Raw genomic sequence first — 24,359 nt, forward strand, 5'->3', positions numbered from 1 at the left:
TGCGACTGCAGGGTGCACAAGCAAGTGCATATGTCTTTGCGCCTGCTCTGTCGGTCGGCTGCGATAGATTCGCATAGATCATATCCGTTTTGCTCTATCCCGCTCGCAACCTCCAAGCTGACAATCGGTTAAGTAACGTTGCTTGGCCCGTCGCATGCTGCTAACGGCCACCCCTTGCCCGAGCGCGAAGGCGCTTCCGGATCCCATGACGGGGCGCATGAATGAGTGATGCTACTTCGCAGGGAGCCGATACCCCGCTGGCCGTGACCACCGTCACGTCGGCGCCGGCTGCCGCTACAGGCCACGGACATGGTTCGGGCAATCTCACGAAGCTGGCCTTCGGGGCTATCGGTGTCGTCTTCGGCGACATCGGCACAAGCCCGATCTACGCTTTTCGCGAGACGTTTGTTGGTCCGCATCCGCTGGCGATTGACGAACTGCACATCCTTGGCGTCGTCAGCCTGATCTTCTGGTCGATGACGCTGGTGGTGGCGCTGCAGTACGTCACCGTGCTGATGCGGGCTGACAACAAGGGGCAAGGCGGCAGCCTTGCGCTTGTTGCGCTGATTTCCGGACATATCCGCAAGTCGCGTTATTCCGGTCTCGTCGTGCTGCTGGGCGTTTTCGCGACGTCGCTGTTTTACGGCGATTCGATGATTACGCCTGCGGTTTCGGTGCTCTCAGCGGTTGAAGGTCTGACCGTAGTCCAGACCAGCCTTGCGCCGTTTGTCATGCCGATCGCGCTGGTCCTGCTGGTCTGCCTGTTCGTGATCCAGAAGAGCGGCACCGCCAAGGTCGGTGCGTTCTTTGCGCCCGTTATGGTGCTCTATTTCTCGGTTCTCGCGATTCTCGGGATCTATCATCTGGTGCAGCTTCCGCATGTGCTGGTGGCGCTCAATCCCTGGTATGCGATCCAGTTCTTCCTCACCGACAAGGTGCTGGGTTTTCTGGCTCTCGGATCGGTCGTGCTGGCGGTAACCGGCGCCGAGGCGCTCTATGCCGATATGGGGCACTTCGGGCGGAGCCCGCTGCGCGTCTCGTGGTTTGCCTTCGTCATGCCCTGCCTGCTGATCAACTATTTCGGGCAGGCCGCGATGATTCTCGGCCTCGATGACGACATGGCCGCGCAAGCGATGCGCAACCCGTTCTTCAACCTCGCACCTGATCATCTGCGCCTGCCGCTAGTGATCCTGGCGACCTGTGCGACGTTCATTGCCAGCCAGGCGGTGATCTCCGGTGCATTCTCGATCACCCATCAGGCAATGCAACTGGGCTTCATCCCGCGGCTATCGACCCGCCACACCAGCGAGCATGAGGTTGGGCAGATTTATATCCCCTTCGTCAACTGGGCGCTGATGATCGGTGTCATCGCGCTGGTGCTGGTGTTCCAGAACTCCTCGAATCTCGCGTCGGCCTACGGTATCGCGGTTACCGGGGCGATGCTGATCGACACCTGTTTGATGAGCGTACTGGTGCTGGTACTTTGGCGCTGGAAGTGGTGGCTGGCAGCGCCGGTCATCCTGACCTTCTTCGTGGTCGATGGCGGCTACTTTGCCGCCAACGCCACCAAGATTCCGGACGGTGGCTGGTTCCCGCTGATGATCGGCGGTATCGCTTTCACCTTGCTGACGACGTGGAACAAGGGCCGCCGCCTGATGCGCCAGCGCATGACCGAGGCGGCGCTCCCGCTCAACGTCTTCGCCAAGAGCGCGCATGGCTCGGCGACTCGTGTTCCCGGTACGGCGATCTTCATGGCGTCGAGCTCTGCGGGCGTTCCTTCGGCGCTGCTCCACAACATCAAGCACAACAAGGTGCTGCACGAGCGGGTGGTGGTGCTGACCGTCGAAGTTCAGGACGTGCCCTATGTGGAGCCGACCGAGCGCTATGAAGTGCAGGAACTGGGGCAGGGCTTCTTCCGCATGTCGCTGCGCTATGGCTTCATGGAAGAGACCGACGTGCCTGCCGCACTTGCGCACAACCAGCTGTGCGGCGGTCCGTTCGAGATGATGAAGACCAGCTTCTTCCTCTCGCGTCAGACCCTTGTCCCCTCGGACAAACCGGGCATGGCGATCTGGCGCGAAAAGCTGTTTGCGTGGATGATGCGCAATGCCGCCAGTGCGATGGTGTTCTTCCGTCTGCCTACCAACCGCGTGGTTGAACTGGGCAGCCAGCTCGAGATTTGAACGGTCTTTTGTGTCGTCCTGACCTGCCTCGCCAGGCGGCTGTTCGAGATTTGTGCGTAAGGTGACACTCAGGTTGACACGGTCCTGAGGCTCTTTCTCCCTCTGCCATCAACGCTACATCTGCGGCGTTCGCAGTCGTGCAGGAACGCTGCGTTGTCGTCTGAACCGACGATGCCAGAGATCGCGTGCTCCCTACAGGTTTCTTCATGGCACGATCACAGGCTGTAGGAAAACTGGGTGCGCTCAGGCTTGCACAGGGTTGTCCAGAAACTGCGACAGAACTTGCAGGGCGCGGGCGAACTCAGGGGCGGGAAGCGCATCGCAGTCATGATCGCAGGCAAGCGTTACGATCTGGGCATGGGTGGGCAGATGGCATCCGAACTCGGCAGGATTGGCGCCATAGGGATCTTGCTCACCCTGAAGGATGAGTAGTGGCGTCGTCACGCTGGCGAGATGCCGGATGCGATAAGGCTCCTGAGCGCGTTCGGGATGCCGGAACGGGTAGCCGAAGCAGGCGACCCGTCCGAGTTTGGGATGCCCCGCGAGCATGGTGACGGATACGCCGCCCGCTGAATGGGTGACGAAATCGGCTGGGCCCTCTGGCAGCTTGGCCAGCATGCTCCTGAGCTGTCGCGCATCATTGGCCGCGACGCCGAAACACCGTGTGTAGAGGTGATCGTAGCGCCGGTTGTCGGCAAGGATGCAGATCAGTCGCAGCAAACGGCGTTGCCAGCGCTTTACGCAGGAAAAAGGGTGCTCGCCCGATGTGGTGACCAGCGAGGGAGCCAGCCGCGCAAGTCTGATCGCAATGTCCGTCTCGGACCTGAAATAGGCTGAATCGAACCAGAGCAGCGGACGGCCACAGGCTTCCAGCATCGCGAGCATTTGCCGGATAGAGTCGGATTCGCGGGCCTTGTTTGTGCGGCCGACGACAATGATGGGGCGCATCGAGGTGAAACCCAGGAAAGGGAGGCGAACGAGCAGCCGTTCTCAGTATTACCGCCGTAATCGCAGGATCAGTCGTGCGGCGGGTTCTCGATTACCTGGTCCTTCGCGTCCTCACCCATACCGTGCTTCATCACCAGCGGGATCTGCGAGAATGTGAAGAGGAACGAGGCGGTCGTGAAGCCCCAGACCTTCGCCTTCAGCCAGACGTCGAAGCTGACGGTGTAGACCAGCACAGTGTTGGCGATGGCCAGCACAAGGAAGAACCACGCCCAGTTGCGCGAGAGCTTCAGCCAGCCTTCCTCGGTCAGCCCCTCGAACGCGGCTTCCAGCAGATAGCGCAGCATCGGCTTGCCCCGGAACAGCCCGGCGAACAGCACCACCGAGAACATCAGGTAGACAGCGGTAGGCTTGATCTCGATCCAGATCGGGTCGCGCAGCAGGATGGTGAGCGTGCCGAAGCCCATGATCAGCACCGTCGTTAGCCACAGCATCGGCGAAATTCGCCCTAGCCGCCACTTCGAGACGATCAGCGCCACCACTGTCGCGATCATGAAGCCTATGGTGCTGCGGGTGATCGCCAGCATCGTGCCCACGGCGTCTGTGTCCTGCTTGGGCGCATAGTGGCGATAGACCAGGAAGAAGACGAGCAGTGGCCCGTAATCGACGACGAGGTTAAGCCAGGAGCTTTTCGGCTTGGTGTTTTCGGCAGGCGTTTGTGTAGTCATGGAATGGGTCACGCAATTCCGGCGATCACCCGCGCGAGCAGGTCGGGATTGAAGGGGCGCAGGTCGTCGATCTTTTCGCCGACGCCGATGGCATGGATGGGCAGGCCGTATTGTTCTGCCGCCGCGACCAGGACGCCGCCGCGCGCGGTGCCGTCCAGCTTGGTCATGATCAGGCCGGAAACGCCCGCCACTTCCTTGAAGATCTCGATCTGCGAGAGCGCATTCTGGCCGTTGGTGGCATCGAGCACCAGCACCACGTCATGCGGCGCTTCGGGATTGAGGCGGCCCAGCACGCGGCGGATCTTGGCCAGCTCGTCCATCAGTTCGCGCTTGTTTTGCAGGCGGCCTGCGGTGTCGACGATCAGCGCGTCGATACCGGTATCGGTCGCGGCCTTGACGGCATCGAACACTACTGAGGCCGGATCGCCGCCCTCGGGGCCGGTGACGATGGGAATCGACAGGCGATCGGCCCAGACTTTCAGCTGGCCGATGGCGGCGGCACGGAAAGTGTCTCCGGCGGCCAGCATCACCGAGTAATCCTGTTCCTGGAACAGGTGAGCCAGCTTGGCGATGGTGGTGGTTTTGCCCGAGCCGTTGACGCCGATGACGAGGATCACCTGCGGACGCGGGAAGGCGATGATGTCCAGCGGCTTGGCGACTGGACGCAGGATTTCGGCGATTTCTCGGGCGACCACTTCCATGATCGCGCGCTCGTCTGCATCGCGTTCGAAGCGTTCCTCGGCAAGGCGCGCGCGGATGCGGGCGGCCGCGCGTGGGCCGAGGTCCGACATGATGAGCGCGTCTTCCAGATCGTCGAGCTGGCTGTCGTCGAGGCGGGTCTTGCCGACGATCCCGGCCAGGTTGCCGGAAAGGCGCTCGGAGGTGCGACGGAAACCGCCCAGCAGGCGACCGGACCAGTCATCCTGCACGGCGCCCGATACGGGTTCTGCCGGAGGGGTCTCGCTGCTCATTCCAGTATTCCTTCAAAAACTCTTGTCGGCACCACTTGGAGCAAGGTGCCGGGTGCGGCCTCCGTACCTGCCGGGAGACGCACGGGGGCGAAGTTCTCCGCATGGCCGGTGCCGCCGCGTTCGGCCAGCACGGTTAGCGTCTTGCCCACGTGGCTGGCAAGCCAGCTTTCGCGGATTTGCGCGACTCTCTGCCGTAATTGGGCGGCGCGTTCGCGCACCGTCACAGGATGGACCTGCGGCATCCGGGCTGCGGGAGTACCGGGGCGCTGCGAGAACGGGAAGACGTGGCCGTGTACGATTTCCAGCGCGGAGATTATCGAGAGGTTGTCGGCATGGGCTTGCTCATCCTCGGTCGGAAATCCAGCGATGAGGTCGGCGCCGATGGCGATCTCAGGGCGGCGGGCCTTCAGCCCCTCGACCAGCAAGAGTGCCTGTGCGCGAGAGTGGCGGCGCTTCATGCGCTTGAGGATCAGATCGTTGCCGTGCTGGAGCGAGAGATGCAGGTGCGGCATCAGCCGTGCCTCGCAGGCCAGAAGCTCGAACAGAAGCGGGTCCACTTCGGCGCCGTCCACCGACGATAGGCGCAACCGGGCGAGCTGGGGGAAACGCGCGAGGATCGCTGCGCACAGGGTGCCGAGCGCCGGGGCATCGGGCAGGTCCCCACCCCACGAGGTGAGGTCGACGCCGGTGAGCACCACTTCGTGAACGCCCGCTTCGACATGGACTGACACATCGGCAAGCACGTCTGCCACCGCGCGCGAGCGGCTGGGGCCGCGCCCTTGCGGGATCACGCAGAACGTGCAGGCGTGGTCGCAGCCGTTCTGTACCTGCACAAAACCGCGTGTGTAGCCGCGCCTTGCCTGAACCGGGGGAGCAGGCGCGGCGTTCCAGACGCGCGGGTCGAGCTTGGCGGTATTGGCAACAAGGCCATCGACTTCGGGCATGGCCGCCAGCATCTCGCGCTCGACCTCGGCTGCACAGCCGGTGACGATCAGGCGGGCGTCGGGACGGGCCCGGCGGGCCCGGCGGATCGCCTGCCGGGTCTGGCGAACGGCCTCGGCGGTGACGGCGCAGGAGTTGACGACGACGAGGTTGTCTTCGGCGGCCAGCAGCGCACGCATCTCTTCGCTTTCGGCAAGGTTCAGCCGACAGCCCAGCGAATGGACTTCAAGGCTCAAACGCGCAGCCCGAATGCGGCAGGATCGAAGCTGCCGCGATAGGCTTCGACCGCAGGCCCTGTCATCACGATCTCGTCATCCTCACGCCACTCGATCACAAGCGGGCCGCCGGGAAGCGTCACGGTCACGCGCCGGTCGACCAGCCCGCGCCGCATGGCGCCGATGGCGGTTGCGCAGGCGCCGGTCCCGCAGGCGAGCGTCAGGCCAGCGCCGCGCTCCCACACGCGCAGGGTGATCGCATCGCGCGCGGTGATGGCCGCGACGTTTACATTGATGCGCTCGGGAAACAGTGGGTCGGTCTCGACCAATGGGCCGAGCCGGGCCATGTCGATGGCATAGGGATCGGCGACGAAGAAGATGACGTGCGGATTGCCGACATTGACGGCGATCGGGTTGACCAGCTCTTCCCAGGCGACCGGCATCGCGTGGGTGTCCATCGGATAGCCGAGCGGGATCGCCTCCCAGTCGAACCGGGGCTTGCCCATCTCGACCGAGATGCCGGCTGCGTCAGGCCGCGTGCTGACCACACCACCACGCGTCTCGATCCGTGCCGGCGTGCCATGCAGCAGCCCAACCGCACGGGTGGCGTTGCCGCAAGCCTCCACCTCGCTGCCATCGGCATTGAAGATACGCATCGTAAAGTTGCAGGTTTCGGACGGCTGGAGCACGATCAACTGATCGCACCCGATGCCGGTGTGGCGATGGGCGATGGCGGCCGCGAATGCCGCGTCGATCGGCGGGAGGGGAGCACGGCCTTCGCGTGCGTCGAGCACGACGAAATCGTTGCCCAGCCCGTGCATCTTGGTGAAGTCGATCCGCATGGGCGCGATGTATGCGCTCGGACGCCTCAGGTCCAGTGGCGCCAGGCCGGTCTACCGGTTTCCGATCTGGCGCTTGCCTGTCTGGGTTGGCTTGTCCGGTTCGGGTTTATCGACCAGGGTCAGTTGCGGACGGATGGCGGCGACTGTGGCGGCAGGCAGGCTTGAACCGTGCTTGACCAGCCATTCCTGCAAGTCCTTGGCCGGGCGGGGGCGACCATATAGGTATCCTTGGCCCTTGATGGCGCGATATTGACGCAGACGTTCGAGAATGGCGCCGGTTTCGATGCCCTCCACCGTCACTGGCAGGTTGAGCCCTTCGCCGAGCAGCGCGATGGCGTGGACAATTGCGGCGTTGTCCTCGTTCTCGGTAAGGTTGGTTACGAAGCTGCGGTCGATCTTGATGCGGTCGAACGGCAGGTTGCGCAGCTGTGCGAGTGAGCTGTAGCCGGTGCCGAAATCGTCGAGACTGACGCGCACGCCCTGGTTCTTGAGGCTGGCGATCAGTGTTCGGACCTGGGCGATGTTCTCGTGCAGGCACGATTCGGTGATTTCGATCTCAAGACGCTGCGGCGGGAAATTCGCTTCCGCCAGCATCTTCATCAGCTTCTGCGCGAACCAGGGATCTCGCAATTGAAGCGGGGAGATGTTGACCGACAGCGAGAGCGAGGCGTCCCAGCCCATCGCATCTTCCAGCGCCTGCTGGATCACGCTTTCCGAAAGACTTCCGATAGCACCGATTTCTTCGGCAATCGGAATGAACAGGTCGGGCGAGACCAAGCCGAAGCTGGGCGAGTCCCAGCGCGCGAGCATCTCGAAACCGGTCAGCGTGCCGGTTTCGAGATCGATCTGCTGTTCGTAGAACGGCACGAATTCGCCGCGCGCGATACCATCGCGGATGCCCGCTTCCAGCTGGCCGCGCATACGCATCTCGTCGGCCATCGAGGCCTCGAACCAGTAGTGTCCGTTCCGGCCGTTGCGTTTGGCATGGTACATGGCAATGTCGGCCATATCGAGCATCGAGCGCGGATCGATCGGCTCGCTCGGATTGTTGCGGCGGGCCCGGCTGGCGACATCGCTACGGGCGATCCCGACCGAGGCGCTGACACCCAGGCTGAGCTTGCGGATCATCGTCCCCGAACCGACCGCACGCACGATCTGGTCTGCAACATGATCGGCGGTTTCCAGACGATTCTCCGGCAAGGACATCGAGAGCGCGAATTCGTCTCCGCCAACTCGGGCAACAGCGGCGCCCGCCGGAACGATCGAGGCTATGCGAGCGGCGATTTCCTGCAGAAGGAGGTCGCCGGTCTGATGGCCGTGGTAGTCGTTAACCTGCTTGAAGTTGTCCAGATCGATCATCATGACAACCACGATGCGATCGTCGCGGCCTGCATTTTCGAGCAGAGAAGCTGTCACTTCCGCGAAGGTCCGCCGGTTCAGAAAACCGGTGAGGGCATCGGTCCGCGCGATCTGGCGGGCGTCGTTTTCCGCAGCCCGATGCGTTTCGACTTCCTTGAGCAGATCGCGATAGCGACTCCATCCGAACAGCAGAATCGCGACGTTCAGGAGAAACGCGTCGACCATGAAGTTCTGCGGCCCCTGGCCCCGACCGGCAAGGGCGTCGATCACGTGAGGGCCAACGGAAACGCCCGTGGCGATGAACAGCATGATCGAGGCCGAAACGATACCCAACGCTACGACATCGACTTTTGCAGCCTCGGTCCCGATACCGGTCGTGTTACCGACAAGGTTTTTCTTCAAGAACGAAAAGACGGCCACTGCGATCCCCTGATTTCCAGCACACAGGGATAGGCCGATTGGTCTGAAATTTCGGTTAAATCATCACAATGCGTGAATATGCGTAATACGCTGGAGATTTCGCGCACCAGTAGAGACTTCCGGAAGAGGCAAGGCATGAGAAGCAGTGTGCTTCCCATGCCCTGAACATGTTGGTCCCCGAGGGGCAATTAGGCCTTTATCAGGCCGATTTCGCGCAGGCGTTCCTGCAGATAGTCGTCCGCGGTGATCGAGACCGGATAGCGGTCGGGGTTTTCGGCGGAGACGCAGCCGGGCAGCGTGTGGAACGGGAAATCGCTCCGCAGATGCAGGAAGTACGGCATCGAGTAGCGGCTGTGCGACGCGCGCTCGCCGTCCGGGTTACGCACGCGGTGCGTGGTCGAAGGCAGAACATGGTTGGTCAGGCGCTGCAGCATGTCGCCGATGTTGATGACGATCGCGCCTTCGGGTGGGGCGACCGAAAGCCAGCGCCCGTCCTTGCTGAGCAGCTCGAGGCCTGCTTCCTGTGCGCCGAGCAGCAGGGTGATGAGATTGATGTCCTCATGCGCGCCAGCGCGGATCGCGCCGCCAGCGCCTTCGCCGATCGGCGGGTAGTGGAGCAGGCGCAGCACCGAATTGCCGTCCTCGATCGCCGGATCGAACCAGTCGGCGCCGATGCCGAGGTCTATGGCAATCGCGGAAAGAATGCGGGCTCCGGCCTTGTCGAACTGCGCGTAAAGCTCGGTGAAGGTCTCCTCGAAACCGTCGATCTCGCTGGGCCAGATGTTGGGGGCCATGGTGGCAGCCAGCGGCGAGCCTGCGGGCAGATCCCGGCCGACGTGCCAGAACTCCTTAAGATCCTTTTCCTTCGCGCCCTTGGCCACTTCGGTGCGGAACGGGGTGTAGCCGCGCGCGCCGCCCTGGCCGGTCTTGAAGTACTGCATCTTGGTTTCGACCGGCAGGGCAAAGAACTGCGCGGTAAGGTCCCAGGCGCGCTCGATCAGTGCCAGGTCGATGCCGTGGTCGCGCACCATGGCGAAGCCGAAGGTGCGAAAGCTCTCGCCGATGCGGGCGGGAAATTCGGCGGTGTCGTTCTCAAGGCTGAGAACAGGAATCTGTGCAAGGTCCATCTGTCAGTCCGTGTCCAGTGTCGCATCCGCTGCGAGGGCGTGGGCCTTGTCCGTGACCGGGACGAAAGCGCCAGCGTGCGGCGGGAGTTGTCATGTGCGACGCATATCGCATTTGGGTGAGCGGTTGAATCGCGTTGTCTTGCGCGAGTGAATCGCTATGCGCCTTCCATAAGGCATCGCGCCGCAGGGCGAAACGGAAAGGCGAGGGCTTTACGCAATGCGCTACTGGCTGATGAAATCGGAACCCGACGCCTATGGCTGGCGCGATCTCGTGCGCGAGGGGGAGGGGACCTGGGACGGCGTGCGCAACCATCGTGCGGCGAACAACCTGCGCGCGATGGAGGTTGGCGACCGGGCGTTCTTCTACCACTCCAACATCGGCAAGGAGATCGTCGGGATTGCCGAGATCAGTGCGGCAGGCCTGATCGACCCGACCGACGAGACCGGTAAGTGGGCGGCGGTGAAAGTGAAGCCGATCGAAAAGCTGCCGCGCGCGGTGACGCTGGCCGAGATCAAGGCTGACCCGAATCTGGCTGAGATGGAACTGGTGCGGCTTTCGCGCCTATCGGTTGCGCAAGTCACGGCCTCGGAGTGGGATTACATTCTGGGATTGGCGAAGAAGTAGCTTGTGGCCGGAACAATCCGCCCGTTTGCATGTTTTTCCTTGTGACAGCGGCCGATGGCTCGGTCGCGCTGGAAACAACCAACCACAAGGAGCAGCACCATGGGTGAACTCAAGGACAAGGCCAAGGGCATCGGCAACGAAATCGCCGGCAACGTCAAACAGATGGTCGGCAATGCCCAGGACGATCCGGCGCTGAAGGCCGAAGGCAAGGCGCAGGAAACCAAGGGCGAGGCGCAGAATCTCGTTGGCAAGGTCAAGGGCGCGTTTGGCGACAAGATCTGACGAATTGGATGATGGTCGGGCGCCGATAATTCGCGATTTGCGAACAGTCTGACTGACAGACTCCCGGAAGGGCCGCCGTAAAGGCGGCCCTTTTGTCATGCGCAAAAGGTTCCTCGTTCAACGACTTGTCCAGACACGCGTCCCGTTTCGGGAAAGGTGCATTTGCGTGCTTGGCATAAAGGTAAACAAATCCTTAACTGCACGTCATGCAGACGATGAAACGACGCGCACTTGTTCTGACCGACGATACGGCACGGCACTGGTTCCGTCGTTCGTTGCCGCCGCATGTGCGCAGGCGCCCGGTCGAGGCCGAAGGCTGGGCGGCTCCGGATGGGGTTGCAGCTGAAAATGCACAGGCGAAGCGGCGCTGGAACGGGGCCGGGCGGGACTGGCAGCGATTCGCGCAGGCCTACGGCGCATGCTTCGCGGCGATCACGATCTATCTGACCTGAGGGCTACGCCCTGAATATTGCCGTGCCGAGAGCGGCGGTGGCGCTGGCTCAGTCCTCGTGCGCGGCGCGTTCGGCGCGATAGAGCAGCAGGCCGAGCCACGCTGCGGCAAGGCAACTGGCGGCGACCACCAGGAACTGGTCGATCACCCTGAGGCCGATCAGCGTCATCACGCCGGTCATCGCTGCACCCAGAACCATCGCGCCCGAATTGACGACATTGTTTGCAGCTACCGTGCGCGCGGTCTGCGACTTGTCGACGAAGGTGGTGAGGAAAGCATAGAGCGGCACCACGAACATGCCGCCGCTGACGGCAATGCCCAGCAGCGTGCCCAGCAGCGGGATCGCCAGCGGCTGGACGAGGAAGGTGGAGACATCCATCAGGTGCCCCTTGGGAGCATGCGGCACCCAGGCGTTGCACACCACTTCGAAGCCGACGAGGAACACCCCCATTGCGATCACCGAAACGGGTGACCATCGTGCCGAAACCTTGCCTTTGAGCAGGGCGTTGATGATGACTGAGCCGATGGCGACGCCGACCGAGAAGATCACCAGGAACAGGCTGGCCACTTCCTTGCTGGCCTGAAGGATGTTCTTGGTCAGCGGCGGGAAGTGGACGAACAGCACGGTGCCGATCGCCCAGAAGAAGCTGATCGCGCAGATCGCCAGAAATACCCGGCGATCGTGCATGGTCGTGCGCACCAGCCGGATCGAGGCGCGGATGAAGTGATAGTCCAGCGGCTCGCATTCGCCCATCGGAGGGGCGGGGGGCACTCGCCAGCTGACAAGATAGCCGATCACTGCCGTTATCATGACCATGATCGCTGCGGTATCGACGCTGATCCAGCCTGCGACGATGGTGCCTGCCAACACAGCCAGATACGTGCCCGCCTCGACAAGTCCGGTGCCTGCCAGCACTTCGTTTGCATGCAGGTGTTGGGGCAGGATGGCGTACTTGATCGGGCCGAAAAAGGTCGAATGAACCCCCATCGCAAACAGCGCGAGCAGCATCAGTGGGATGGCGACCGTTTCCAGCGCGATATGCTGCCAGGCCAGTGCCAGCCCCGTGCCGCCTGCTGCCATGATGAAGATCTCGCACAGCTTGATAAGGCGGATGATCCTCGCCTTGTCGCGCATGTCGGCAAGCTGCCCGGCGATGGCCGAGAGCACGAAGAAGGGAATGATGAAGATTGCCGAGGCAATGGCGCTGAAGCGCGCCTCCTGCGCTTCGGAATGGTATACGCTGTATACCACGAACAGCACCATGGCGTTCTTGAACAGGTTGTCGTTGAACGCGTTGAGAAGCTGCGTGAGGAACAGGGGCAGGAACCGGCGCGCGCGGATCAGTTGGGTCGTGGTGGTCATAACGACTTTTGCTTGAACGCGCCTTTTTCAACTCGCCGCTGTGGCTTGCCCGGGACACTTAATGGCCTGAGGCGAGGGCACAAGCCCTGATCGCCACTTTATTGCCACACTGTCGCGACGCTCGGTGTCCTTTTTCAGGATCTCGCCCTTTTTCGGGAAGCGGGGCCTTTTTCGGGGGGAGACCGGCGCTATGGCCTTTCATAGAATGCTGACCGTCCCGAATCTCCTGACGCTTTCGCGCATCTTCGCTGTCCCGCTGCTGGCTTTCTGGCTGTGGTGGCCGACCTGGCATCTGGGCTACGGTCTGGCCTTCGCGCTGTACTGCCTGATGGGGCTGACCGACTATTTCGATGGCTATCTGGCGCGCGCCAGCGGCGCGGTATCGCGGCTCGGCATCTTCCTCGACCCCATCGCCGACAAGATCATGGTCGCCGCGGTCATTCTGGTGCTGACGGCACAGGGCATCCTGACTGGACCTTATGTCAGCGACATGCATGTGATCGCCGGTCTGATCATTCTCATTCGCGAGATTGCAGTCTCGGGCCTGCGCGAATTTCTGGGGGGCTGCAGGTTTCGGTGCCGGTCAGTCGGCTGGCCAAGTGGAAGACGACCTTCCAGCTGGTTTCGCTGGGCGCGCTGATTCTGGGGGGCGCAATGCCATGGTGGAACGTGACCATCGGCATCGAGATGAATATCCCCCACACCATTGGTCTTGTGACGCTGTGGGCGGCTGCTGCGCTTACATTGATCACAGGCTGGGATTACCTGCGGGTCGGCCTCAAGCACATGGACTGATGGCACGGGTTGCGTTCATTGCAATCTAGGTTGTCCCGCTTGCGCTTGGCATGATGCTGCCCGCTCCTCAGGTGGAGCCTGACCGGGGGAGGTCAGCAACAGGAGCCATGACATCGCCACCACTCCCTCTCGCCGTACCGATGCGCATCACGCTGCTGAAGGCATGAAGACGCCTCCGGTTCTGACCGGCTCGGTTGTCTATGCGCTCGCCGTTGCAGCGGGGCTGACGGTGGCCAACATCTACTACAACCAGCCGATGATCGGGCAGATCGAGCGAGAGATCGGGGGCAGTCTGGTGACGTATGTCCCCACGGCAACCCAGCTTGGCTATGCTTTCGGCCTGTTCGTGCTGGTGCCGCTGGGCGATCTGGTCGAGCGCAAGCGGTTGATCGTGGCGCAGTGTCTGGCCCTGACGCTGGCGCTCGCACTGACGGCATGGGCACCGACGAGCGGTATCCTGCTGGCAGGCGCGCTGGCCGTTGGCGTGGTGGCCTCGGTCGCACAGCAGATCATTCCCTTCGCAGCCAATCACGCCCCGCCGGAAAAGCGCGGGTCCGTGGTCGGCGTCACGATGGCTGGACTGCTCTGCGGTATCCTGCTTAGCCGTACCCTTGCAGGTGTCGTCGCCCAGCATTGGGGCTGGCGCGAGATGTTCTGGCTGGCAGTGCCGCTGGCGCTCGGTGCGGCAGGGCTGATGGCGGTGATGTTGCCGCGCTCACAGCCGGATCGGGCGGGGATGAGTTACGGCGGGCTCATGGCCTCGATGTGGCATCTGTGGCGCGATCTTCCCGCGCTGCGACTGGCGACCTATACCCAGTGCACGCAGTTCGGCGTGTTCAGCGTGTTCTGGACGATCCTGGCGCTGCACCTTCAGGAGCCGCGCTTCGCGATGGGACCGCAGGCGGCAGGCCTGTTCGGCATTCTTGGCGCGGCAGGTGTGCTGGCAGCCCCGCTGGCTGGTCGCTTTGCCGACAGGCGCGGCCCGCATGGCGTGGTCGTGGCGGCAACGGTGCTGACGTTCGCCTCGTGGCTGGTGTTCGCGTTCTGGCAGTCGATCGCCGGGCTGATTGTTGGCGTGGTGCTGCTCGATTTCGCGATCCAGTCCTGCCAGGTGTCGAACCAGAGCATTATCTATGCCCTGCGTCCCGAGGCGCGGTCACGGATCAACACCGTCTATATGGGCAGCATGTTCCTTTCAGGCGCGGCGGCGTCCGGCGCGGCGACGACGGTGTGGCATGCATATGGCTGGACTGGGGTTTCGACGCTCGGGCTGTGTATTGCCGCGATCGGCGTGGCCTTGCAGACGCTCCGCCGCAAGGCCAAGTCTACCTGATTAGCCGGCGCGCAGTTCGTCCGCGAGCAGGCGAAATTCGTCTGCTCGCGGAGAGTTCTTGCGCCACACCAGCGCGATCTCGCGATTGGCATTGGGGGAGATCAGCGGACGGGCGACCACGTCCGTCCCGTTGAGAATGCCCGCGTCGATCGCCATTTCAGGCAGCATCGTGAGGCCAAGGCCGTTATCGACCATCTGCACCAGCGTGTGCAGCGAGGTGCCGATCATCGTTGCAGAGGCGCGCAGCTCGGGGCGGTTGCAGGCCGCGAGTGCGTGATCCTTCAGGCAATGCCCGTCTTCGAGCAGGAGCAGGCGGTTCTCGTCGATGATCTCGGGGCGGACTTCCGCCGGGGGATCGCGCGGATCGTCGGCGGGGAAGGCGACGAAGAAGGCGTCGAGTTCGATCGTCTCCTTCTCCACTTCGCCGGTCGAGAAGGGCAGGGCGAGCAGCACGCAGTCGGCGCGCCCGTGATGGAGCGATTCGATCGCCTGCTGGCTGGGCTCTTCGCGCAGGAAAAGCTTGAGGCTTGGCCGCTCGCGACGCAGGCGCGGAAGCATGCGAGGCAGCAGGAACGGCGCGATCGTGGGGATCACGCTCATGCGCACTTCGCCCGAAAGCGGCTTGCCGCTGGACTGCACAAGTTCGGAGAGTTCCTCGGTCTCGCGCAAGATACGGTGGGCCTTCTCGACCACCGCATTACCCAGCGGGGTGAAGCGGACGGCGCGCTTGGTGCGCTCGACCAGTACGACGCCCAGCAGCGCTTCCAAATCGCGCAGGCCCGCCGACAGAGTAGACTGCGAGACGAAGCAGGCTTCGGCAGCGCGACCGAAATGGCCATGCTCATGCAGCGCAACCAGATATTGCAGCTGCTTGAGCGTGGGCTGATAGACCGTCATGCGTTCCGAGCCTCTCCGGCTCAGTCGCTTGTTGTCGGGGAGGCGTCGGTCGTCGGGGCGGCGTCCTTTGCCGGGGCGGCGGGCGCGGCATCAACAACATCGTCGACGTGAGTCATCTTGAGGCGACCGTTCTCGACCGCGAAGGCGAGCTTGCCCTCGACCAGATCGACCGCATCGTGGCCGAATACCTCGTAGCGCCAGCCGGTGAGCACCGGCAGGTTCTTGCGCACGCCCGAGGCCAGCATTTCCAGCTCGTCGCTGCGGGCAAGCAGGCGTGCGGCGACGTCGATCTCGCGCGCGCGGATCTTGAGTAGCAGCTTGAGCAGGTCCGCGACTAGCACGCCTTCCTTGCCGAGCGGCGCGCCGCGCGGGGTGCGCGGGGGCATGTCGTCCTCGGTCATCGGCTGGGCTTTGGCGATGGCATTCATCAGCCGCTTGCCGATCTCGTTGTCCTTCCACCCTTGCGAGAGGCCGCGCACCTTGGCGAGGTCGGCCTGGGTTTTGGGCGGGTGGCTGGCGAGGTCGGCCAGTGTCTCGTCGCGGGCGATGCGGCCGCGCGGCAGGTTCTTGCCCTGCGCTTCGATCTCGCGCCATTCGGCAATGGCCCTCAGGCGACCGAGCACTTGCGGATTGCGGCCCGGTGCCTTGATGCGCTTCCACGCCTGCGCGGGATCGCTGCGATAGTGCTCGGGATCGGCGAGCTTTTCCATTTCCTCGTCCAGCCACTGGCCACGCCCGGTCTTGATCAGGCGCTTGAGCATCTTGGGGAAGATCTTGGACAGGTGTGTCACGTCGCCGATGGCATATTCGATCTGACGCTCAGTCAGGGGGCGGCGCGACCAGTCGGTAAAGCGCGCGCCCTTGTCGATGGTGAGACCCTGCCACGATTCGACGAGGTTGGAATAGCCGATCTGTTCGGACTGGCTGATCGCCATCATCGCGATCTGCGTGTCGAAGATCGGATGCGGGGTGCGACCGGTGGCGTTGAAGATGATCTCCACATCCTGACCGCCGGCATGGAAGACCTTGAGGACGTCCTCGTTGCGCGTCAGCAGGTCGTAGAGCGGGGTCATGTCGAGACCTTCCGCCATCGGATCAATGGCCGCCGCTTCCTCGGTATTGGCGATCTGCACGAGGCAGAGTTCGGGCCAATAGGTGTTTTCGCGCATGAATTCGGTATCGACCGTCACGAATTCGGATTTCGCGAGGCGTTCACACAGTTCGGCGAGCGTGTCGGAGGTCGTGATGAGCGGATGTATCTTCATGTGTCGGTGGCGTTACGACGAAGATGAACGGCGATCAACCGGCGCTGGAGGGCACTGTCACGATTCAGCGCTGTCTGCGACCGAAAATCCTCTGCAACAGTCCGGTCAGGCCCTTGGGGCGGTCCGGTTCGAGCGCTTCGGCGACCTGCTCGGGGGTGATCAGGCGGCGGCGCAACTGGCTGCCGGTCACATGCGAGCCGGGTAGGGGTAAGTGCCACGCGAACTCGTCGGAGCTTTCGGTGCCGGTGTACTCTTCGCGCGCCGCATCGTCCTCGCGGTGGCGGTTTTCGGCGGATTCGCCGGTCATTTCGGATATATCTCCGGTCTTCTTCGTTGGTGGCACCCGTAAAGAGGGTGTAACCGCATGTGGTTTCATCCGTATTGCGGATCAAGGTTTCCACGGACGAAAGGATAGAGGCGCCGGGGGCTTGCGTGCGGTCTTGTTGATGCGAAAAACACGCGGCATCTGGAAATCGCGGCGGCTCTGGACTAGAGGGCGCGGCTTGCAACACGCTTCACCCGACAATCACGCGGACACGCCATGACCCATCCCTATCGTTCCCACACCTGCGGCGCCCTGACCTCTGCCGAGGTCGGCCAGACTGTCCGCCTCTCGGGCTGGGTCCATCGCAAGCGCGATCACGGCGGCGTCCTGTTCGTCGACCTGCGCGATCACTACGGCATGACCCAGGTCGTGACCGACAGCGACAGCCCGGCGCTGGCCGTGCTCGATTCGCTGCGTGCGGAATCGGTCGTGACGATCGAGGGCGTGGTGAAGGCGCGCAGCGAAGGCACGGTGAACCCGAACCTCGCGACCGGCCAGATCGAGGTCTATGCCCGCGCCGCCACGGTGCTGGGCAAGGCCGAGGAACTGCCGATGCCGGTGGCAGGTGAGCAGGAGTACCCGGAAGACATCCGCCTGCGCTACCGCTTCCTCGACCTGCGCCGCGAGACGCTCCACGCCAACATCGTCAAGCGCACGAAGATCATCTCGGACATGCGCCGCAAGATGGAAGGCATCGGCTTCACCGAATATGCGACGCCGATCCTGACCGCCTCGTCGCCAGAGGGCGCGCGCGATTTCCTGGTGCCAAGCCGCATCCACGCGGGCAAGTTCTATGCGCTGCCGCAGGCGCCGCAGCAGTACAAGCAGCTGCTGATGGTGGCCGGGTTCGACCGTTACTTCCAGATCGCGCCCTGCTTCCGCGACGAAGACCCGCGTGCCGACCGCCTGCCGGGCGAATTCTACCAGCTCGACCTCGAAATGAGCTTCGTCACGCAGGAAGAAATCTGGGAAACTATGGAGCCGGTACTCCAGAGCGTGTTCGCCGATTTCGCCGAGGGCAAGCCGGTCACCCCGGCTGGCAGCTTCCGCCGTATTCCGCACGCCCAGTCGATGCTGGACTACGGCTCGGACAAGCCGGACCTGCGCAACCCGCTGATCATCAAGGATGTGACCGAGCACTTCGTCGATTCGGGCTTCGGCATCTTCGCAGGGATCGTCGCGAACGGCGGCAAGATCCGCGCGATCCCGGCACCGGGCGCAGGTGCGGGCAGCCGCAAGTTCTTCGACGAGATGAACGTGTGGGCACGCGGCGAGGGCTATTCGGGCCTTGGCTACATCAATATCAAGGACGGCGTTCCCGGCGGCCCGATCGCCAAGAACCACGGCGAGGAAAAGACTGCCGCGCTGATCGAAGCGCTGGGCCTTGGCCCCAACGACGGCGTGTTCTTCGCGGCGGGCAAGGAAGAGCAGGCGGCCAAGCTGGCAGGGCTCGCCCGTATCCGTACCGGCGAGCAGCTGGACCTGATCGACAAGGACCGCTTCGAGCTGTGCTGGATCGTCGACTTCCCGTTCTATGAGTGGGACGAGGACAACAAGAAGGTCGACTTCGCGCACAACCCGTTCTCGATGCCGCAGGGCGGGATGGAAGCGCTGGAGAATCAGGACCCGCTGACGATCAAGGCCTACCAGTACGATCTGGTCTGCAACGGCTTCGAGATCGCTTCGGGCTCGATCCGTAACCAGAGCCCCGAACTGATGGTCAAGGCCTTCGAGATGGTGGGTCTGACCAAGGCCGACGTCGAGGAGCGCTTCGGCGGTCTGTACCGCGCATTCCAGTACGGCGCCCCGCCGCACGGCGGCATGGCAGCTGGCGTCGACCGTATCGTGATGCTGCTGTGCGGCGCGCAGAACCTGCGTGAAGTGGCGCTGTTCCCGATGAACCAGCGCGCGGAAGACCTGCTGATGGGCGCGCCGACTCCGGCAGAGCCCCGTCAGCTTCGCGAACTGCATATGCGCGTGGTCGAGCCGCAGAAGCCTGCGGTAGCTGGCAACGTGGTGACGCCCAGCGCGGGCTGACCCTTCGCGTTCCGATGTGCGCCGGGCGAATGCCCGGTTGTCGATAGCAGCGCCCGTGCTACTCCCTTGGCTTGCAAGGAGAGCGGCACGGGCGTCTGTCGTTTCAGATGGGCGGTTTCGGTCGTTGCTCCGGTCATATGGGAAAGGGAAGCAGGCATGATCGGCATTTCGTTCGTGACGCTGGGCTGCGACGACGTGGCGCGGGCCAAGGCGTTCTATCGCGAGGGGTTCGGCTGGGAGCCGGATTTCCAGATGGACGATCTGGCGTTTTACAAGATGGGCTCGCTCACCTTCGCGCTGTGGGAAAAGGCGCAGCTGGAAGGCGACATGAAGCGTGCTTGTGCGCCTGCGGGCAGCTTTTCACTGGCCCACAACGTCGAAAGTCAGGCGGCGGTCGAGGCGCTGATGGATCGGCTGGTCGCGGCGGGCGGCACGTTGCTGCGCGCCGCGGATGCGCCGGAATATGGCGGCTGGCGCGGCTATGTCGCTGATCCTGAAGGCAATGCCTGGGAAATCGCGTGGAACGAACAATGGTCCGTTGACGCCAGTGGCACGGTGACATTCGACGTTTGAGCGGGTTTGCGGCAACGCTCGTCGATCAGGTGCGTTTGCGCCGGGGAACACCTGTGTCGGCCCCTCTTGCCAGCGCGCCGGGTTCTGACTAGGGCGAACTCTGAATTTATTGATCCTCCGGATGTGTGAAGGGATTTTAGAATGAGCGATACTGCGGATCGGGTTAAGAAGATCGTCGTCGAGCACCTGGGCGTCGAAGCCGACAAGGTCACCGAAGATGCAAGCTTCATCGACGATCTGGGCGCAGACTCGCTCGACATCGTCGAGCTGGTCATGGCCTTCGAGGAAGAGTTCGGCGTTGAGATCCCCGACGATGCTGCTGAGAAGATCAGCACCGTCTCGGATGCGATCAAGTACATCGACGAGAACAAGGGTTAATCCCTGGGGCTGATCTTTCAGCCTTTGCTCCGGGTGGGGCCGCCTTGCAAAAGGCGGTCTTTTGCCGGAACCCGGATTGAAATCGACAGGCTCGCCCTCTAAGGGGGCGGGCCTGTTGCCGTCTTGGCTGGTGATGGCTACATCGTGCCTTCGCCGAGTGAAGCCGCTTCGGCCCTGTGTTGTTTTTTGGCCTGCCGCCACAATTGGAGGCCGCCAATTGGAGAGCGTGAATGCGTCGCGTCGTCGTAACCGGACTTGGTCTTGTCACCCCGCTGGGAGCTGACGTCGAGACCACCTGGGCCAACATCCTTGCCAGCAAGTCTGGCGCAGGCACGATCACCAAGTTCGACACGGCCGGGCAGAAGTGCACGATCGCCTGCGAAGTGAAGCCTGCCGATCACGAGTATGGCTTCGACGCGAACAAGCGCGTCGATCACAAGATCCAGCGCCAGGTCGATCCGTTCATCGTGTTCGGCATCGATGCCGCGGGCCAGGCGCTCGAAGACGCCGGTCTCACCGACATGAGCGAGGAAGATAAGCTCATGGCCGGTTGCTCGATTGGTTCGGGCATCGGCGGTCTGCCGGGCATTGAAAGCGAATCGCTGGTGCTCGACCAGAAGGGCCCCGGCCGCGTCTCGCCGCACTTCGTGCACGGGCGCCTCATCAACCTGATCTCGGGTCAGGTCTCGATCAAGTACGGCCTCAAGGGGCCGAACCACGCGGTCGTCACCGCATGCTCGACCGGCGCGCACTCGATCGGTGACGCGGCCCGCATGATCAAGGACGGCGATGCCGACATCATGCTGGCAGGCGGCGCCGAATCGACCGTGTGCCCGATCGGCATTGCCGGTTTCGCGCAGGCCCGCGCGCTCAATACCAGCTTCAACGATCGCCCCGAGGCGGCGAGCCGCCCCTACGACAAGGACCGTGACGGCTTCGTCATGGGCGAGGGCGCCGGTGTTCTGGTGCTCGAAGAGTACGAGCACGCCAAGGCGCGCGGCGCGAAGATCTACTGCGAAGTGATCGGCTATGGCCTCTCGGGCGATGCCTATCACGTCACCGCCCCGCATCCCGATGGCGACGGCGCCTACCGCTCGATGGCCATGGCGCTGAAGAAGGCTGGCATGACGCCTGCCGACATCGACTACATCAACGCCCACGGCACCTCGACCATGGCCGACACGATCGAACTGGGCGCGGTGCGCCGTCTGTTCGGCGATGACATTGGCAAGGTTTCGATGAGCTCGACCAAGTCGGCCATCGGCCACTTGCTGGGTGGTGCCGGTGCGGTCGAATCGATCTTCTGCATCCTGGCGCTGCGCGACCAGATCGTGCCGCCCACGCTGAACCTCGATACGCCTGACGAGGGCTGCGAGGGCGTCGATCTGGTGCCGCACGTTGCCAAGAAGCGCGAAGTGCGCGCCGTGCTCAACAACAGCTTCGGGTTTGGCGGGACCAACGCCAGCCTGGTGATGCGCAAGATCGACTGATGCTGTCGCGTCGCGGCTGCGTCGGAACTGCGGCGCTTGCCGTTGGCGCTCTTGCAGGAATAGTCTGGCTGCTGGGTGGCTGGTACGGTTCGGGTCCTTTGAAGAAGGATGCGACCTTTCTGGTGCCCAGCGGCGCCACGCTGCCAACTGTCGCTGCGCGGTTGCAGGAAAAGGGCCTGATCGGCTCGGCGACCGGCTTCACCCTGCGGGCCCGCGTGTTTGGCGGCGGCGGGGCGATCAAGGCGGGCGAGTTCGCGATCCCCGCTCACGCCAGCGCCGCACGGGTGCTGGCGATCATCACCAGCGATGACATGGTCCAGCGCTTCGTGACCATTCCCGAGGGGATGCCCTCGATCATGGTCTATGACCGGCTGGAAGCGAACAAGCAGCTGACCGGCAATCTCGCCGTGCCTGAAGAGGGCTCGGTCCTTCCCGACACCTATCTGATAGACAAGGGCGAAACCCGCGAATCGGTGCTGCGTCGCATGCAGGCGGGCATGGCCCGCACGGTCGAGGAACTTTGGGCGAAGCGCGGCGCCAACCTCGTGGTCAAGACGCCCGAGCAGGCCGTGATCCTGGCGTCCATCGTCGAGAAGGAAACCGGCAAGCCCTCCGAGCGTGCGATGGTGGCCGGGCTCTATTCCAACCGCCTGCGCACCGGCATGCTGCTTCAGGCCGATCCGACAATCATCTACCCGATCACCAGGGGCAAACCGCTGGGGCGCCGGATCAAGCAATCGGAAATTCAGGCGGTCAACGACTACAACACCTATACTCGCGTAGGCCTGCCGCTGCACCCCATCACCAATCCGGGCCGCGCCTCGATCGAGGCGGTGCTGCACCCGGCGGCGACTAAGGCGCTCTATATGGTGGCAGATGGCACCGGCGGTCATGTCTTCGCCGATACGCTGGCCGAGCATAACCGCAACGTGGCCAAGTGGTTCGCCATTCGCCGCGCGCGGGGCGATATGTGAGCGACAGGGCGCGGGTGCGTGGAGCCGGGCGCGAGTAGGGGAGTCATCCACCGTTCAGCCCGGCGTTCCTAGTCGCTTGGTTGGCCCATGCGGGCGGCACGGACAGTCTTTCTGGAGAGGTCATGCGATACGTTCTGGCGCCGGTTCTGGCTCCACTGATGATTCTGACGCCGCTCGCTGCGGCGTCGGCGGAAACGCCGCAGCAGGCGCAGCAATTGCCGCAGCAAGCTGTGCCCTCCTCGTCGCTCGGCACCCCATGCCCGATGCCGACGTGACGCCGGACCGCAGCTTCAAGGTGGAATGCGGCTATCGTTATCGCTTCACAACGCGTGGCTCGGTCGATTCCATTGTCGATTTCTATGCGCGGCAGGCGCGGGAAAACAGGCTCGTGCTTGCGAAGGATACGCGTGACCAGTTCCCCTATACCCGGATGCTCGGTTTCGATGAAAAGGGCGGTGTGAGGCTGCTGTTCGTGCAGATCGAGCGCAAGGTCGGTGTCAACACGGCCACGGTGACGTTTCGGACGCGCAAGGCAGCTGCCAGCTGCAATTGATCGAGAGGCGCTTGTAGCTGATACGCAGCCCCGCTGGAAAGTGGGCCTTGTGGCACCGGCGGTTGCAAAGCGCGTGCACCTCATGGCACGATCCGCCGAATGATCCTTGTGCGTGTGTCCGGGGCCTTTGATGCGTAATCCCAATCTTCCGCACCCCGACGAAGGGCTCGCCTCTTCGCGTAGGCGCGGGGCGCCCTTGCTCGTTACTGCCGAACTGCCGCCTGATGTCCAGGGCTGGGCAGACCAGTTGCGTCAGCAGCATTATCCGCCCGAGCGAAACCGGTTGCGCGCCCATGTGACGCTGTTCCACGCGCTGCCGCCCTCGGTCGAGGCGGAAGTGGTGCAGGTGCTGGCAGGCCTTGCTGCAAAGCCGTCGCCCCATGCCGAGATCTGCGGGGTGATGAAGCTCGAAAACGGCACCGCCTTTGCTGTCAATTCGCCGGAGATGGTGGATCTTCACGCCGATATCGCCGAGCGAATGCACGGTCTGCTTTCGCGTCAGGATGCACAGCCTCTCCGGTTGCATATTACCATCCAGAACAAGGTTGAAACGCGTCTTGCGCGCGCCTTGCAGGGCGAACTCGCCGCGAATTTCCGGCCACGTTTGTTCCGCTTTCAGGGCTTCGGGCTCTATGCCTGGGAGGAGGGATTGTGGCGTCCGTTGCGCACGATTGTTTTTCGTCGCTGAAGGTCATTTTCCCTGTTGACCAATTTGCGACCCACCCCTAGAGGACGCGGCCTGCACCGCAGCAACGGTGCACCAGATCGCATCTTCACTGGCTGAAGATCACGATGTGGCGGAGTAGCTCAGCTGGTTAGAGCAGCGGAATCATAATCCGCGTGTCGGGGGTTCGAGTCCCTCCTCCGCTACCACTGTTTTCAAACGGTTTTTCTGAAATTGTTGGAATCGTTCGGCTTATTTGGGCGAGCGTTTAGAAAGATAGTGCTCTTTCAGCCTGCGGGTTGCTGAAGTCATCAAGGGCGCATCATTCTGCCTGCATGCAGTGCAAAGCTAATGGTAGTGCTGAGCAACGGAGGCCGAGCTGCCGGGATCGGCTCTTGCTTCCTGTATGGCTGCCGTATGCTGGGCATACTTTCACCTCCTCTTCATGGTAGCCGCCGCCCCGCTCAAATGCGCGAAAACGCCCAGCGAGTGCTGGATGGTCGCTGGGTGGTGTTGAAAAGCAGGGCGCAATGATCTGCATTTTCTTCGAGATGTTGGGGGCGGTTGCGGGCGAGAAACGGATGTCACCGCCCGCAGTCTGCCTCTTCGGCCCGTTGAGCGA

At 63.0% G+C, this 24,359-nt stretch carries 24 protein-coding genes, 1 tRNA gene and 1 pseudogene; 15 read left to right on the forward strand and 11 right to left on the reverse strand.

Annotated features, from left to right (window positions below):
- The first annotated feature begins 221 nt into the window (after positions 1-221).
- Positions 222-2,183 (forward strand): potassium transporter Kup, encoded by a 1,962-nt coding sequence (locus tag CI805_RS07990; RefSeq protein ID WP_260921643.1) that lies wholly within the window; start codon positions 222-224, stop codon positions 2,181-2,183.
- A gap of 243 nt (positions 2,184-2,426) precedes the next feature.
- Here CI805_RS07990 and CI805_RS07995 read toward each other — a convergent pair whose 3' ends face one another.
- The 7 genes from CI805_RS07995 to CI805_RS08025 form a co-directional block, all read right to left on the reverse strand.
- Complete coding sequence (locus CI805_RS07995; RefSeq protein ID WP_260921645.1) at positions 2,427-3,131, reverse strand: alpha/beta family hydrolase; 705 nt, start codon at positions 3,129-3,131, stop codon at positions 2,427-2,429.
- Between the two features lie 68 nt (positions 3,132-3,199).
- On the reverse strand, positions 3,200-3,856 hold the full coding sequence (locus CI805_RS08000; protein ID WP_260921646.1) for an inner membrane-spanning protein YciB: 657 nt from the start codon (positions 3,854-3,856) through the stop codon (positions 3,200-3,202).
- Positions 3,857-3,864: 8 nt separating this feature from the next.
- A complete protein-coding gene (gene ftsY, locus CI805_RS08005; protein ID WP_260921647.1) occupies positions 3,865-4,827 on the reverse strand; it encodes a signal recognition particle-docking protein FtsY in 963 nt (320 codons plus the stop codon).
- Positions 4,824-6,005, reverse strand: coding sequence for a MiaB/RimO family radical SAM methylthiotransferase (locus tag CI805_RS08010; RefSeq protein WP_260921650.1), 1,182 nt, complete (start codon positions 6,003-6,005; stop codon positions 4,824-4,826). The genes ftsY and CI805_RS08010 overlap by 4 nt, the downstream gene beginning before the upstream one ends.
- A complete protein-coding gene (dapF, locus tag CI805_RS08015) occupies positions 6,002-6,826 on the reverse strand; it encodes a diaminopimelate epimerase (protein ID WP_260921653.1) in 825 nt (274 codons plus the stop codon). The genes CI805_RS08010 and dapF overlap by 4 nt, the downstream gene beginning before the upstream one ends.
- A 51-nt stretch (positions 6,827-6,877) precedes the next feature.
- The gene (locus CI805_RS08020; protein WP_260921655.1) at positions 6,878-8,587 is read right to left on the reverse strand and encodes a putative bifunctional diguanylate cyclase/phosphodiesterase; all 1,710 of its coding nucleotides are present in this window, start codon (positions 8,585-8,587) and stop codon (positions 6,878-6,880) included.
- Between the two features lie 206 nt (positions 8,588-8,793).
- Complete coding sequence (locus tag CI805_RS08025) at positions 8,794-9,732, reverse strand: isopenicillin N synthase family dioxygenase (protein WP_260921662.1); 939 nt, start codon at positions 9,730-9,732, stop codon at positions 8,794-8,796.
- A 217-nt stretch (positions 9,733-9,949) separates the two neighbouring features.
- Between CI805_RS08025 and CI805_RS08030 the strand changes: the two genes are divergently transcribed.
- The 3 genes from CI805_RS08030 (at position 9,950) to CI805_RS08040 (ending at position 11,091) form a co-directional block, all read left to right on the forward strand.
- Complete coding sequence (locus CI805_RS08030; RefSeq protein WP_313958475.1) at positions 9,950-10,357, forward strand: EVE domain-containing protein; 408 nt, start codon at positions 9,950-9,952, stop codon at positions 10,355-10,357.
- Between the two features lie 99 nt (positions 10,358-10,456).
- Positions 10,457-10,639 carry a CsbD family protein gene (locus CI805_RS08035; RefSeq protein ID WP_260921666.1) on the forward strand — a complete coding sequence of 61 codons (183 nt, stop codon included), beginning with the start codon at positions 10,457-10,459 and terminating at the stop codon, positions 10,637-10,639.
- Positions 10,640-10,845: 206 nt separating this feature from the next.
- Positions 10,846-11,091 (forward strand): hypothetical protein, encoded by a 246-nt coding sequence (locus tag CI805_RS08040; RefSeq protein WP_260921668.1) that lies wholly within the window; start codon positions 10,846-10,848, stop codon positions 11,089-11,091.
- 48 nt (positions 11,092-11,139) lie between these two features.
- Here CI805_RS08040 and CI805_RS08045 read toward each other — a convergent pair whose 3' ends face one another.
- Positions 11,140-12,453 carry an MFS transporter gene (locus CI805_RS08045; RefSeq protein ID WP_260921670.1) on the reverse strand — a complete coding sequence of 438 codons (1,314 nt, stop codon included), beginning with the start codon at positions 12,451-12,453 and terminating at the stop codon, positions 11,140-11,142.
- A 205-nt stretch (positions 12,454-12,658) separates the two neighbouring features.
- Here CI805_RS08045 and pgsA point away from each other — a divergent pair.
- Positions 12,659-13,248, forward strand: a pseudogene (pgsA, locus tag CI805_RS08050) (CDP-diacylglycerol--glycerol-3-phosphate 3-phosphatidyltransferase).
- Between the two features lie 163 nt (positions 13,249-13,411).
- The gene (locus CI805_RS08055; protein ID WP_260921672.1) at positions 13,412-14,581 is read left to right on the forward strand and encodes an MFS transporter; all 1,170 of its coding nucleotides are present in this window, start codon (positions 13,412-13,414) and stop codon (positions 14,579-14,581) included.
- On the opposite strand, the gene CI805_RS08060 is transcribed toward CI805_RS08055, so the two are convergent.
- The 3 genes from CI805_RS08060 to CI805_RS08070 form a co-directional block, all read right to left on the reverse strand.
- Positions 14,582-15,478 carry a hydrogen peroxide-inducible genes activator gene (locus tag CI805_RS08060; protein ID WP_260921673.1) on the reverse strand — a complete coding sequence of 299 codons (897 nt, stop codon included), beginning with the start codon at positions 15,476-15,478 and terminating at the stop codon, positions 14,582-14,584.
- 20 nt (positions 15,479-15,498) lie between these two features.
- On the reverse strand, positions 15,499-16,743 hold the full coding sequence (gene rnd, locus CI805_RS08065) for a ribonuclease D (RefSeq protein WP_260921675.1): 1,245 nt from the start codon (positions 16,741-16,743) through the stop codon (positions 15,499-15,501).
- Between the two features lie 64 nt (positions 16,744-16,807).
- Positions 16,808-17,050: a hypothetical protein gene (locus CI805_RS08070; protein WP_260921677.1), complete on the reverse strand. Its 243-nt coding sequence runs from the start codon at positions 17,048-17,050 to the stop codon at positions 16,808-16,810.
- A gap of 234 nt (positions 17,051-17,284) precedes the next feature.
- On the opposite strand from CI805_RS08070, the gene aspS reads away from it, so the two are divergent.
- From aspS to CI805_RS08115, 9 genes are all read left to right on the forward strand, one after another.
- Complete coding sequence (gene aspS, locus CI805_RS08075) at positions 17,285-19,105, forward strand: aspartate--tRNA ligase (protein WP_260921679.1); 1,821 nt, start codon at positions 17,285-17,287, stop codon at positions 19,103-19,105.
- A 156-nt stretch (positions 19,106-19,261) separates the two neighbouring features.
- Entirely contained in the window at positions 19,262-19,678 is a 417-nt protein-coding gene (locus tag CI805_RS08080) for a VOC family protein (protein WP_260921681.1), read from the forward strand.
- 141 nt (positions 19,679-19,819) lie between these two features.
- Positions 19,820-20,056, forward strand: coding sequence for an acyl carrier protein (locus CI805_RS08085; protein WP_028657713.1), 237 nt, complete (start codon positions 19,820-19,822; stop codon positions 20,054-20,056).
- 230 nt (positions 20,057-20,286) lie between these two features.
- A complete protein-coding gene (gene fabF, locus CI805_RS08090) occupies positions 20,287-21,546 on the forward strand; it encodes a beta-ketoacyl-ACP synthase II (RefSeq protein ID WP_260921694.1) in 1,260 nt (419 codons plus the stop codon).
- Positions 21,546-22,520 (forward strand): endolytic transglycosylase MltG, encoded by a 975-nt coding sequence (gene mltG, locus CI805_RS08095; protein WP_260921698.1) that lies wholly within the window; start codon positions 21,546-21,548, stop codon positions 22,518-22,520. Before fabF ends, mltG begins: the two co-directional genes overlap by 1 nt.
- A gap of 122 nt (positions 22,521-22,642) precedes the next feature.
- Entirely contained in the window at positions 22,643-22,795 is a 153-nt protein-coding gene (locus CI805_RS08100; RefSeq protein WP_260921700.1) for a hypothetical protein, read from the forward strand.
- Positions 22,792-23,073: a hypothetical protein gene (locus CI805_RS08105; protein WP_260921701.1), complete on the forward strand. Its 282-nt coding sequence runs from the start codon at positions 22,792-22,794 to the stop codon at positions 23,071-23,073. The genes CI805_RS08100 and CI805_RS08105 overlap by 4 nt, the downstream gene beginning before the upstream one ends.
- Before the next feature lie 130 nt (positions 23,074-23,203).
- Positions 23,204-23,761 carry a 2'-5' RNA ligase family protein gene (locus tag CI805_RS08110; RefSeq protein WP_260921703.1) on the forward strand — a complete coding sequence of 186 codons (558 nt, stop codon included), beginning with the start codon at positions 23,204-23,206 and terminating at the stop codon, positions 23,759-23,761.
- A gap of 108 nt (positions 23,762-23,869) precedes the next feature.
- Positions 23,870-23,946: transfer RNA gene (locus tag CI805_RS08115), tRNA-Met, on the forward strand.
- The last annotated feature ends 413 nt before the right edge of the window (positions 23,947-24,359 follow it).

Origin of the sequence: Novosphingobium sp. 9, assembly GCF_025340265.1 — a bacterium.
Classification (GTDB): Bacteria; Pseudomonadota; Alphaproteobacteria; order Sphingomonadales; family Sphingomonadaceae; genus Novosphingobium.

What these genes read in the sequence shown, in the direction of transcription:
- CI805_RS07990 (WP_260921643.1), top strand. Translation starts at nt 222, where the DNA reads ATGAGTGATGCTACTTCGCAGGGAGCCGATACCCCGCTGGCCGTGACC.
- CI805_RS07995 (WP_260921645.1), bottom strand. Translation starts at nt 3,131, where the DNA reads ATGCGCCCCATCATTGTCGTCGGCCGCACAAACAAGGCCCGCGAATCC.
- CI805_RS08000 (WP_260921646.1), bottom strand. Translation starts at nt 3,856, where the DNA reads ATGACTACACAAACGCCTGCCGAAAACACCAAGCCGAAAAGCTCCTGG.
- ftsY (WP_260921647.1), bottom strand. Translation starts at nt 4,827, where the DNA reads ATGAGCAGCGAGACCCCTCCGGCAGAACCCGTATCGGGCGCCGTGCAG.
- dapF (WP_260921653.1), bottom strand. Translation starts at nt 6,826, where the DNA reads ATGCGGATCGACTTCACCAAGATGCACGGGCTGGGCAACGATTTCGTC.
- CI805_RS08025 (WP_260921662.1), bottom strand. Translation starts at nt 9,732, where the DNA reads ATGGACCTTGCACAGATTCCTGTTCTCAGCCTTGAGAACGACACCGCC.
- CI805_RS08030 (WP_313958475.1), top strand. Translation starts at nt 9,950, where the DNA reads ATGCGCTACTGGCTGATGAAATCGGAACCCGACGCCTATGGCTGGCGC.
- CI805_RS08035 (WP_260921666.1), top strand. Translation starts at nt 10,457, where the DNA reads ATGGGTGAACTCAAGGACAAGGCCAAGGGCATCGGCAACGAAATCGCC.
- CI805_RS08040 (WP_260921668.1), top strand. Translation starts at nt 10,846, where the DNA reads ATGCAGACGATGAAACGACGCGCACTTGTTCTGACCGACGATACGGCA.
- CI805_RS08045 (WP_260921670.1), bottom strand. Translation starts at nt 12,453, where the DNA reads ATGACCACCACGACCCAACTGATCCGCGCGCGCCGGTTCCTGCCCCTG.
- CI805_RS08055 (WP_260921672.1), top strand. Translation starts at nt 13,412, where the DNA reads ATGAAGACGCCTCCGGTTCTGACCGGCTCGGTTGTCTATGCGCTCGCC.
- CI805_RS08060 (WP_260921673.1), bottom strand. Translation starts at nt 15,478, where the DNA reads ATGACGGTCTATCAGCCCACGCTCAAGCAGCTGCAATATCTGGTTGCG.
- rnd (WP_260921675.1), bottom strand. Translation starts at nt 16,743, where the DNA reads ATGAAGATACATCCGCTCATCACGACCTCCGACACGCTCGCCGAACTG.
- CI805_RS08070 (WP_260921677.1), bottom strand. Translation starts at nt 17,050, where the DNA reads ATGACCGGCGAATCCGCCGAAAACCGCCACCGCGAGGACGATGCGGCG.
- aspS (WP_260921679.1), top strand. Translation starts at nt 17,285, where the DNA reads ATGACCCATCCCTATCGTTCCCACACCTGCGGCGCCCTGACCTCTGCC.
- CI805_RS08080 (WP_260921681.1), top strand. Translation starts at nt 19,262, where the DNA reads ATGATCGGCATTTCGTTCGTGACGCTGGGCTGCGACGACGTGGCGCGG.
- CI805_RS08085 (WP_028657713.1), top strand. Translation starts at nt 19,820, where the DNA reads ATGAGCGATACTGCGGATCGGGTTAAGAAGATCGTCGTCGAGCACCTG.
- fabF (WP_260921694.1), top strand. Translation starts at nt 20,287, where the DNA reads ATGCGTCGCGTCGTCGTAACCGGACTTGGTCTTGTCACCCCGCTGGGA.
- mltG (WP_260921698.1), top strand. Translation starts at nt 21,546, where the DNA reads ATGCTGTCGCGTCGCGGCTGCGTCGGAACTGCGGCGCTTGCCGTTGGC.
- CI805_RS08100 (WP_260921700.1), top strand. Translation starts at nt 22,643, where the DNA reads ATGCGATACGTTCTGGCGCCGGTTCTGGCTCCACTGATGATTCTGACG.
- CI805_RS08110 (WP_260921703.1), top strand. Translation starts at nt 23,204, where the DNA reads ATGCGTAATCCCAATCTTCCGCACCCCGACGAAGGGCTCGCCTCTTCG.